Source organism: Streptococcus sp. 1F3, from assembly GCF_054968985.1.
In genome coordinates this window covers 1-2629 of the sequence record NZ_JBUEQR010000049.1, presented here as the reverse complement: position 1 = coordinate 2629, position 2629 = coordinate 1, and the positions used below count along the sequence as shown (strand labels likewise).

Below are 2629 nucleotides of genomic sequence, written 5' to 3'. Positions count from 1 at the left end.
ACGTTTTCTAAAATCAATACTATAGGTCATATGTCTATTTTATCACGTTTGTTAAAGCGAAACAACTATAAAACTGGATATAGCTTTCCACATCTGCGACTAGCTCCTCATAGGTCTTGTATTTCTTGAAATGATAAGACTCTGTCTTGAAATGCCCAAAGAAACTTTCAATTGGTGCATTGTCGATACATTTCCCAACTCGTGACATGGATAGAGTGATGCCAGCCTGTGTTGTAAAATAGCGATATTCCTTTGAAGTGTACTGACTGCCCCGATCGCTATGAATGAGCGGTGTCGCTCCTGAATTAGCTGCCAGAGCTTTCTTAATGGTCCTCATGACTAAGGGATTATCATTCGTGTGCCCAATCTCATAGGCGATAATAGAGCCGTCGTAGAGGTCCTTGATAGCGCTCAAATAAGCCTTGGCACCGAGACCGTATTGTAAGTAGGTGACATCTGTGCACCACTTCTGATTCGGTGCTGTCGCGGTAAAATCTCGATTGAGAAGATTTTCAGCGTAGAATCTGTCGCCAGCTTTCGTACAAGAGTGGCGAACACGTCGAATAACAGAACGAATACCCAGTATTTTCATGAGTCTTCGAATCCGTTTCTTATTGTATTTGGTGGCGAATCGGCGGTTAAGGAAGGTCGTCATGCGACGGTAACCGAGGATTCCATTATGGAACTTGTGGAGCTCTTTAATCGCCTCCATAATCTTTTTATTTTCCCGTTCAGATTGTGTCTCTTTGTGGTTAAGCCACTTATAATAGCCTGAACGTGAGACCTTAAGAATCTGACATAAGTTAGAGATAGAACTATCTGGGTGTTCATCATGGTAATCGCTAATTGCTTGGAACTTCTCTAGGTGCTTTCCCGCTCTTAGCGACGGTTTCGCCGTTTGATTTCTTCTACCTTTTTTAGCAGACCGTTCTCCATTTCTAAATAACGATTCCGTTCTTGCAGTTGTTTGATTTTGAGTTGAAGTTCTTCAGCTTCAGTGAGGTTTCGCTTGCTTTCTAGTCCCTTTCCTCTACGATCTACCAGCCCTTGAGCTCCCTCATTTTCAAACTTACGTACCCATGAATACACCTGTTGATAGGAGATGTCAAACTTCTCAATAGCTGCTTGGTAGTCTTTTTCATGGGCGATTGTGAAGGTAACAATCTCAAGTCGTTCTTCAAATGTGGTCTTGCGTCCTTGTTTCATACGGCTTTGTCCTTTACTTGTGGATGTTAATTCTTTACCACTAGTATACCGTCTTATCCAGGATCTGAGAACATAATTTGAAGAAATATGGTACTTTTCAATAATGGCATCTAAACTACCTAGTCCATTGAGATAGTCTAGAACAGCTTGTTCCTTGAGTTCTTGACTGTATTTCTTCCAGGTTCGACTTTCTATGAGACCATCAATGCCGTCTTGTTTATACTTGCGGATCCATTCTCTAACCGTTGAGTAATCAACTTCATACTTTCTAGATAGACAACCTACGGACTTCCCATTATTCAGATAAAGTTGAACCACCTCCAGTTTTTCTTCAACTGACTTTGGACTTCTTTTGGACATGTGAAAACTCCCCTTTAGCTTCTAGTGAATTTTTGTTTTTTCACTGTCCACTATATGGGGAGTATATCATAGTGTCTAGTGAATTTTTGTTTTTTCACTGTCTACTATATGGGGAGTATATCATAAGGAGTGAGGCATTTTTAATGGGCTATCCCTATTCTATAGGAATCAAGCTCTAGATACAAAAGCGGTCAAACCGGCAGAATATCCCAAATGCTTAAGCAAGTCTTTACTGAATAATGTGCTTTTCATATCTGTAAAAGAAACGAGAGCGCAGATTCTCAGTTGCCAAGGTATCCTACCTTTTTGAATATTTAAGGAGCATAGGTATAGGCTAGACAGTCCAATTCATCAGCTGCCTTAAATCCCAGAGATTCATAGAAAGCCATTGTCTTTTCTTCCCGCCCTGTCAAAAGGTGTAGTTGGTAGACATTCGGATACTTAGCTAGGAGCCTCTTCATTAACTGGCGACCGATCCCCAGTCGCTGATAAGACGGAAGAACCAACAGATCCTGTACAAAAACAATCGAATACCCATCACCAACAGCCCGTAGCAGACCTACGAGTTTTTCATCATCAAATGCAGCAATAAGCCATAAACTATTGTCCAATGCCTGCTCTAACATCTCCGGTTGTCTAGTATAATTGGTCCATTCTACTGCTTCATAGAGAGCCAGTACTGCTTTTATATCAAGACTTGGTTGTGCCATATAAGTAAACATCGTATTCTCCTTTCCATCTTTCATCATCTAATACTCAATAAAAATCAAAAGTAGACTAGCTCATTTCCTTATAATCGAAGCCGAAGGTAGAACGAGCATTCACCAAGGCAAGTTGACGAAGGATCCTTTTGATTTTTAAAGAGTATTAGAATGTGATTTCTGATGAGTGTTTCCCCCAGTATAACACACTCTCTCACTTAGAACAAGGAGGCTTTCTTTATGGACACGTCAAACGCATGAACGTTTTCTTATATCACTTTGTTTATTAAGCACTTTTTTTGAAGCAAGGATGGCTCATTTTCATCTTCCTCTCCCCTTATCTTCTATCTCTAAAACCTAAT

1 protein-coding gene and 1 pseudogene are annotated in these 2629 nt (G+C 40.4%); both read right to left on the bottom strand.

The genetic code is table 11. The features are described 5' to 3' along the window. Nucleotides 1–64: 64 nt before the first annotated feature. Nucleotides 65–1566: pseudogene (locus ACVPON_RS04715) on the bottom strand (IS3 family transposase); the annotation flags it as partial. A 314-nt stretch (nt 1567–1880) separates the two neighbouring features. Continuing rightward, nucleotides 1881–2288, bottom strand: a complete 408-nt coding sequence (locus tag ACVPON_RS04710) for a GNAT family N-acetyltransferase (RefSeq protein ID WP_462876674.1) — start codon at nt 2286–2288, stop codon at nt 1881–1883. Nucleotides 2289–2629 lie beyond the last annotated feature (341 nt).

Coding starts and splice junctions, on each gene's coding strand:
- ACVPON_RS04710 (WP_462876674.1), bottom strand. CDS start 2,288: ATGTTTACTTATATGGCACAACCAAGTCTTGATATAAAAGCAGTACTG.